At 66.1% G+C, this 6,679-nt stretch carries 5 protein-coding genes and 1 pseudogene; 2 read left to right on the top strand and 4 right to left on the bottom strand.

All coding sequences use genetic code 11. From position 1 onward, the window contains the following. The 3 genes and pseudogenes from KAY22_RS22420 to KAY22_RS22430 all read right to left on the bottom strand — a co-directional run. A pseudogene (locus KAY22_RS22420) lies at positions 1–2,282 on the bottom strand (translocation/assembly module TamB); the annotation flags it as partial. Next, a complete protein-coding gene (locus KAY22_RS22425; RefSeq protein ID WP_296625398.1) occupies positions 2,282–4,315 on the bottom strand; it encodes a BamA/TamA family outer membrane protein in 2,034 nt (677 codons plus the stop codon). The gene KAY22_RS22425 and the pseudogene KAY22_RS22420, both read right to left, overlap by 1 nt. A gap of 101 nt (positions 4,316–4,416) precedes the next feature. Next, on the bottom strand, positions 4,417–4,650 hold the full coding sequence (locus tag KAY22_RS22430) for a hypothetical protein (RefSeq protein WP_296625399.1): 234 nt from the start codon (positions 4,648–4,650) through the stop codon (positions 4,417–4,419). Positions 4,651–4,841: 191 nt separating this feature from the next. Here KAY22_RS22430 and KAY22_RS22435 point away from each other — a divergent pair, with 191 nt between their 5' ends. Beyond that, positions 4,842–5,021 carry a hypothetical protein gene (locus KAY22_RS22435; RefSeq protein ID WP_296625403.1) on the top strand — a complete coding sequence of 60 codons (180 nt, stop codon included), beginning with the start codon at positions 4,842–4,844 and terminating at the stop codon, positions 5,019–5,021. 19 nt (positions 5,022–5,040) lie between these two features. Here KAY22_RS22435 and KAY22_RS22440 read toward each other — a convergent pair whose 3' ends face one another. Then, positions 5,041–5,697 (bottom strand): helix-turn-helix transcriptional regulator, encoded by a 657-nt coding sequence (locus tag KAY22_RS22440; RefSeq protein ID WP_296625401.1) that lies wholly within the window; start codon positions 5,695–5,697, stop codon positions 5,041–5,043. A gap of 285 nt (positions 5,698–5,982) precedes the next feature. Here KAY22_RS22440 and KAY22_RS22445 point away from each other — a divergent pair, with 285 nt between their 5' ends. Further along, positions 5,983–6,309, top strand: a complete 327-nt coding sequence (locus KAY22_RS22445) for a hypothetical protein (protein WP_296625402.1) — start codon at positions 5,983–5,985, stop codon at positions 6,307–6,309. The last annotated feature ends 370 nt before the right edge of the window (positions 6,310–6,679 follow it).

Consider the following 6,679-nt stretch of genomic DNA (forward strand, 5'->3'; position numbering starts at 1 on the left):
ATCGTCACGCCCCGGATGGTCGATCCGAACAAGGCCGCCGTCGCATCGATCCGGGCCCCCGCCGGGTCGAGCCGCACCGTGCCGTCGATCCGTCCGCGATTGACGGTGAAAGGGACGGCGGCCGCAAAACTGGCCCGCCGGGCGCGCAAATGGCCTTCGATCTTCTGAAGCCCGCCATCGACCGAGAAGGTCAGCGGCCCCGTAACCGTTCCACCGGCGAGGTCGACCCGGCCGGTGAAGCCTTGCGGATCGGAACGGATTGAACCGCTGCCCTCGGCCCCGCTGACCGATACCGCCGCCACGGCGATCGTCGCGGCTTGGCCGGCCGGCATCAGGATCGCGCCCCGGCTGTCCCACGGCCCGAGATAGGAACCGCCCGCCGCCCGATAGGCGAAGCCCTGCGGCGTGGGGTCGAGGTGAAGGACGGTGTCGGTCAGGCCGAGCGCAGGCACCGGCGAAGCCAGCACCAGATCCACCCTGGGCCGGCTGATATTGCCGTCGAGCGTCAACTGGAGCGGGCCGTAACGCGACTGGGTGCCGCTGCCCTTGAAATAGAATGTGCCATCCCGGCGCCGGAAGCCGGTGCCGCTGATGCGGATGTCTGGCGCGGTCAGTTGCAGACGCTCGAAATGCAATATGCCGTCAGCGCCACGCCGCAAGCGGGTGTCGATATAGGGTAGTCCACCCGCGAGCGAGCGCAGGAAACCATTGTCGAAACGGCGCACCCAGGCCCGGCCTCGGCCCGTCACCGATGTACCGCGCCCGCCCGAGCCCGGCAGGACCGTAAGCTCCGAATTGACGTCGACGATGCCGATCCCGGGAATGAAATAGCGGAGCAGCTTGCCCGTCAGGGCAACGTCATAAGCGCCGGTCTTGAGGTCGAGACGCAGGGACAGGTCGCCGGCGAGCTTGTCGGATTTCAGCTTGAGCTTGTCGCCCGTGACATTGCGGGCGGTGATCAGCAGCGTGCCATCGAGCGAGAGATTGCCGAGGATACCACCCGCCACGTCGCCGATACCCGTGACCCGCCGCGCGGTCAGCCGGACCGGCAGCTTCACGGGCGTCGGCGAAAGCGAACCCTTGCCGGTCGCGCGAACGACGTCGAAGCCGGTATTATCGAACGCGACATGATCGGCGGTCAATGTGTAGCTGTAGGCTGCCGTGGCGAGAGGCCCGTCGAAGCGCGCGTCGAGCGCGATGTTGCGCCCCGTCATGTTGGGGAATAACGCGGGCGGACGGAGCAGCGAGCCCTTCACCCTCACACCGTCGAACGCATTTTCGGCCAGGTCGACCACGCCACTGACGTCGAACACCAGCGACGGCGTGCGGATCGACGCGCGCCCGTCGAGGCGGCGGGCGATCATCGAAGCGTCGCCCTTGATCCGGATTTGCGGGTCGCTGAGCCGTTGCAGCTTGCCGCTGAGAAAGCGGCTGGGTGCGAGAAAGCCTTCGAGGGCATAACGCCCCTTGTTTGCCCGGAGCGCGAGTTCGATCAGACGGGTGGGGCCTGCATCGAGCGTGGCACGCCCCTGCCAGGCAGACCAGTTACCATTGCCCGAAACGACACCGTCGACCGGCTGCTTCCACCCCGTCAGCGATGCGATCACCCCCGAGCCCGGCCCTTCGATCCGCGCATCGAGGTCGAACAGATTTCGATCGGGCTGTGAGTCAAGCTGAAGAGCGATGCGATCGGCGGCGTTGGATCGCGCATTGAGCTGCAACAACACCCGTCCGGCATGGATGTCGGCACCGGCATCGAGCGTCATCAGATAAAGCCGTCCGGCGACCGGTGGTTCGAGGCGGAGCTTCTTGACCGCGAGCTTGCCCACATGAATGTCGAAGCCCGGCAGCAAGGGCCCCTTTTGCGTCGACGGCCGCAGCGCGGGCTTGCGGTGCAGGATCAGAAGATCGGTGGTCGCGCGGCGAATCCAAAGCTTGTTCGCGATCCATGCGGCGGGCCGCCAGTCGACCGCCAGTTCGGGCGCCTCCAGGAACAGGCCGCGATCGTCATAGAGCCGGAAGTCGCGGATCGTGGCCCGGTTCCAGATCGAGCCATCGATGCGACCGACATGGATGCGCAGGCCGGAAGACGGCCTGAGCGCGCCGACCCGATCGGCGATCAGACGGTGTCCCGGAGCGCTGTCGAGCATCCAGATCCCGGCCGACAGCAACAGCAGCACCGTAAACAGGATAATCGCGATCGCGCGCAGCACGGGGTGGCGCTGCCGCCAGACCAGCACCCGCTCTTCGACATCCTCGACCAGATCGCGATCGGCGCTCATCAGAAAGCCTGTCCGAGCGACACATAGACGGCGACCCGGGAATCCCCGGCGCGCCGGTTGATGGGGGTGCCGACATCGACGCGGATCGGCCCGAAGCTGGTATAGTAACGCACGCCCAGACCGGCGCCGTAACGCGGATTGCGGAAGGTCGGCAGCTTCGCGGCATAAAGATTGCCGCCGTCGAAGAAGGGCACCACACCGAAATCGCCGAAGCGGATCCGGGCCTCGATCGAGAATTCGGCCAGGCTTCTACCGCCCGCAGGATCTCCATTGATGTCGACCGGACCTATCTTCTGATAGCCATAACCGCGCACCGATCCGCCACCGCCGGCATAGAAGCGCCGCGTCGGAGCGATCCGCTCGGCCGACGCGCCCCAGATCGCGCCGAGGCGGACGCGGCCCGCGAGCACGATCCGGTCGCTGACCGGCATGTAGCTGCTGCCGTCGACCTGGCCCTTGAAATAGCCGAAGGCGCTGCCCTGCAACGACGCCTCGGGCGAGACGCGCGCCGCCAGGCGAAAGCCGCGCGTCGGGTTGAGGAGGTCGTCCGAGCCATCATAGGACAGGCTCGAGGGGAGCGCGCCGATCAAATATTGGCGCCGGCGCGGGGCGCCGGTCGCCTTGACCGTGTCGTCTTCCTTCGACGCGACCAGCTCGACGCCATAGGACCAGGTCCATTTCTTCTGCCAGATGATGTTGGTCTGGCGTTCCAGGCCCGCGCCGAGCGTCACACTACGCGCCTCATAGGCGTTCTGGTCGAGATGGCTGACGACCAGCTGGCCGGTCAGCACCCGGTCGCGCGCCTTGAAATTGTTGCGGCGGAGCGTGGCACCCAGCGACTGTTCCTGGGTACCGAGCACGCCCCGGAAGGTCACCGCGCCCTCCGGCCGGATCAGATTGCGATGCTGCCAGCTCGCCTCGACCCTATAGCCTTCGCCGGTGCCGTAGCCGATCGCTCCGGAGATCGTTCGGGGCGGCGCCTGATCGAGCTTGACGACGATGTCGACCACTTCCGGATCGGGCGTCGCGACGGGCCTGATCGACACCGTCGACACCAGGCTGGTCTGGATCAAGGCGCGACGGAAATCTTCCATCTTCGTCGCGTCATAGACATCGCCGCGCCGGAAGCGCGCAATCCGCCCGAGATGCCTGGCGCTGAACAGTTGGCGGCCATCGACGCGGATATCACCGATACGCTGGACGCGGCCAGGATCGACTTCTACCAACAGCGATGCCTGCTGAGCCTCATGGTCGATCGTCAGTTTCGGTTCGCCCACCTTGGCGAACACCAGCCCGCGCTGGCCGAGGCTGGTCTTGAGCGCGGCAAGGCCGATCGCGATCTTGTCGGAGTCCGCTGCGTCTCCGGGACGCAGCGCAAAGGCCGCGCGCAACTCGTCTGACAGCGCGCCGACCTCCGACAGGCCGGGCATGTCGACGCTCGAGAGCGTGTAGATCGTTCCTGCCCGAACGCGCAGAATGACCGACAGGCGCTCTCCACGCTGGCCCTCTATGCGCGTGACGACGCTCGCATCATAATAGCCCGCCGTCCGGAGCAGTTCGCCGATAAGCGCTTCGTCCTGTCGCGCCCGCCGGTCGATCTGGGCCGTGTTGCCGGTGCCCTTGCCTTCTTCGAGCGCGGACAGAGACTTGAACCGGGCGCGGATCGACGCTTCCGCTTCCGGTGAAACGCCGTCTTCGCCCGTCAAGCCGTCGATGCGGACGTCGTATCGGCGATCGGTCTGGGCATCGGCGAGTGCTTCGTCATCGGATTCAGCAACCGCAGCGGCGGCAGGTGCCCCGGCCGTGCCCGCCTCCGGCTCGGCCGGCGCCTCGGCTGACGTTGCATCCGGCCACTCCACTTCCATCTCGGGCAGCGGCGCCATATCGGCAGAGGGATCGACGTCGCCGGGTTCGACCGGATCGGCCGAGGGCGTCGTAGGATTTTGCTGCTGTGCTTCGCTGGGCGCCGAAAGGATCAGCAAGGCGCCGAACACGAGCGGGGGCGCACCGAACGGCATACAGGCGAAACGCATGGCGCGACCCTAGCCGGACCCCAGCGGCGTCGCCAGCGCAACTTGCCGACACCCCGCCCGCCAATGTCGACAAATAGGCAGGCGTTGCGCGAAAGCGTCAGTCAGTGGATCGTACCGACCGCGACATCCTGCGCGAGCACGGCGAGGAAGCGCTCGATCTGGCGCCACTCGCAGAAACGAATCGAATTGCCCAGCTCCCGATAATGGCGGCTGCGCGCCGCCGCTTCATCGATCGCCAGCATGCCGAACTGGCTCAGCAACTCCTGGGCCTGCTCGATGCTGCTGCGATGGGCGATGTAGAATATCTCTTCCAAGATCGCGAACCCCGTGGACACCTGCAATATCCTACACAAGCGTCATGCCAGCATTTCGGGATTGGCGGTTTTCCGCGCTTTCAATGGTCGACGGAGTCTTTACCACGTCCCGCGGCAGGACGATCCGTCCCGTTGCGGGACAGCCGGGACATCGGCGATACCGAACGGGACATGGCTGGCGCCACAGGAAGGAGCGTGGCATGGGGGCGGCCATGGAACAGAACAGCCGCACAGCGTCCCGCGCGGGCGGAGCGATCATAGCCTTCTCGATCCTGGCCGGAGCCGTCATCGGCGCGCGGCAGGGTCAGCCCTCGGCAGGCACCCTCATCGGCACCGCGATCGGTGTCGTGATCACGCTCGCACTGTATTTCTACGACCGTCGGCGCGGCTGAGCTTCGGGCGCCGGCCCGGCTACAGCTTGCGCCCGCACCACAGAACACGGCCGATGATCCGCAAGGCCGCCGGGTCGAAATCGTCGATGTCCACATAGGCAGGATTGTCGCTGCGGACGATCCACCTGTCGCCGTCGCGCACCAGCCGTTTCACCATCAGCAGGTCGTCCAGGCTCAGCACATGAATGGCATCCGGCGCAGGCGTCGTCACGCTGAGATCGACCAATATGTCATCCCGATCGCGCAGGGTCGGCTCCATCGAGTCGCCCGAAACGCGGATCACCGACAGCTGTGACGTGGGCCGTGCGCCAATCTCCCTGAGCAACGCGGGATCGAAGGCAAAAGGACGCCCCCGTTCCTCGATATCCGCGATGCCCCCTGCCCCCGCCGACGCCCGCACCTCGATTCGGGGCACGGCACGCAAGCCTCCGTCCTGCGCTGCCGCCGGAGGCATCGAAGCTGACGACGTCGACCTGCCACCGAGCCGATCTTCAGGCACGCGCAAATAGGCAGCTATCCGCGCCCGGTCTTCCTCCGACAAGCGGCGCGGCGTGCCTCGCTTGATGAACTGCTGGATATAGGCTGGATTTCGGCCGATCAGCCGCGAAAGCGAGGAATAATCCTCCCCTCTCTCACGGATCAGCTCATCCAGGATGCTGCGCACGTCTTCGGCCATGCCCCGTCCTATTCCTAGGATTTTTCCTAGACAAGTAGGAAATCAGAAAGAACATAAAGTGAACATATGATTCGGGACAAAGGAAGCGTCAATGCATCTGCTGAGAGACGTCGAACGATACCTCAGACAATCGGGGACGAAGCCATCGCGCTTCGGCCGCGAGGCATTGGGTGACCCCGCCTTCGTGGCAGCGTTGCGGCGCGGCCGCGAACCGCGGGCGGCGACGGCCGCGAAGGTCAGGGCTCATATCGCCCGCTGGCAGGCCGAGACAAAAGGCCCGGTTCGATGAGCGCACCGGGAAAAGCATTGCTGGCGGCGCTCCGCACACGCTGCCGTCCTTTTGCGCGGGTTCATGCGACGCAATCGGACAGTCGCCCCTGGCGCAGCCTGCTGTTCGACGGCGAGCGCCACCTTCTCGATCTCGCGATCGATGGCCCGGATGTCGACCGGGCGGTTCGCTCTCTTCGCGAGGCCGCGATCAGGACCGACCTCGACCTGTCCGGCCATCTGCTGGTGGAACTGTCGGTGGAGCGAGTGGCCCCTGAGACCAACCCGGTGACACTCAGACTCCGTGCCCTGACGCTGGATGCGGGAGGCGCGCTTAACGCCTGATCATCTGCCTCAGTTGCTCCAGCGTCATGTGCAACGGTTGTTCGAGCAGCGCATCATTGGCGGCGGAGGCTATATTGGCTGGCACGGGCGCCGCCGGAACAGGCCTGGGCGAAATGGGCGCCGATGGCTCCGGAGCGGAAAAGGTGGTCGGAGCAATCGGGGGCGACGGCAGCGGATCAACCTGCAAGCGCACATCGGGCACAGGCTGCGGCGGTGGCATAATGGGGGTTCCCATCAGGTCAGACGCTCTCGGCGCGACCGGGGCGGCGAACGCAGGAGGCACGGCAACCGAAGGCTGCGGTGTCGGCAGCGGCGGCTGCGGAGCAGGTGACGGGGCGACGGCTGCGTACGGCTGCGCAGGCGCCTGAGC

Source organism: Rhizorhabdus sp., from assembly GCF_018006725.1.
Lineage (GTDB): Bacteria > Pseudomonadota > Alphaproteobacteria > Sphingomonadales > Sphingomonadaceae > Rhizorhabdus.

Bases quoted from the DNA above. Each gene is read 5' to 3' on its own strand.
- KAY22_RS22425 (WP_296625398.1), bottom strand. From the start codon at position 4,315: ATGCGTTTCGCCTGTATGCCGTTCGGTGCGCCCCCGCTCGTGTTCGGC.
- KAY22_RS22435 (WP_296625403.1), top strand. From the start codon at position 4,842: ATGGAACAGAACAGCCGCACAGCGTCCCGCGCGGGCGGAGCGATCATA.
- KAY22_RS22440 (WP_296625401.1), bottom strand. From the start codon at position 5,697: ATGGCCGAAGACGTGCGCAGCATCCTGGATGAGCTGATCCGTGAGAGA.
- KAY22_RS22445 (WP_296625402.1), top strand. From the start codon at position 5,983: ATGAGCGCACCGGGAAAAGCATTGCTGGCGGCGCTCCGCACACGCTGC.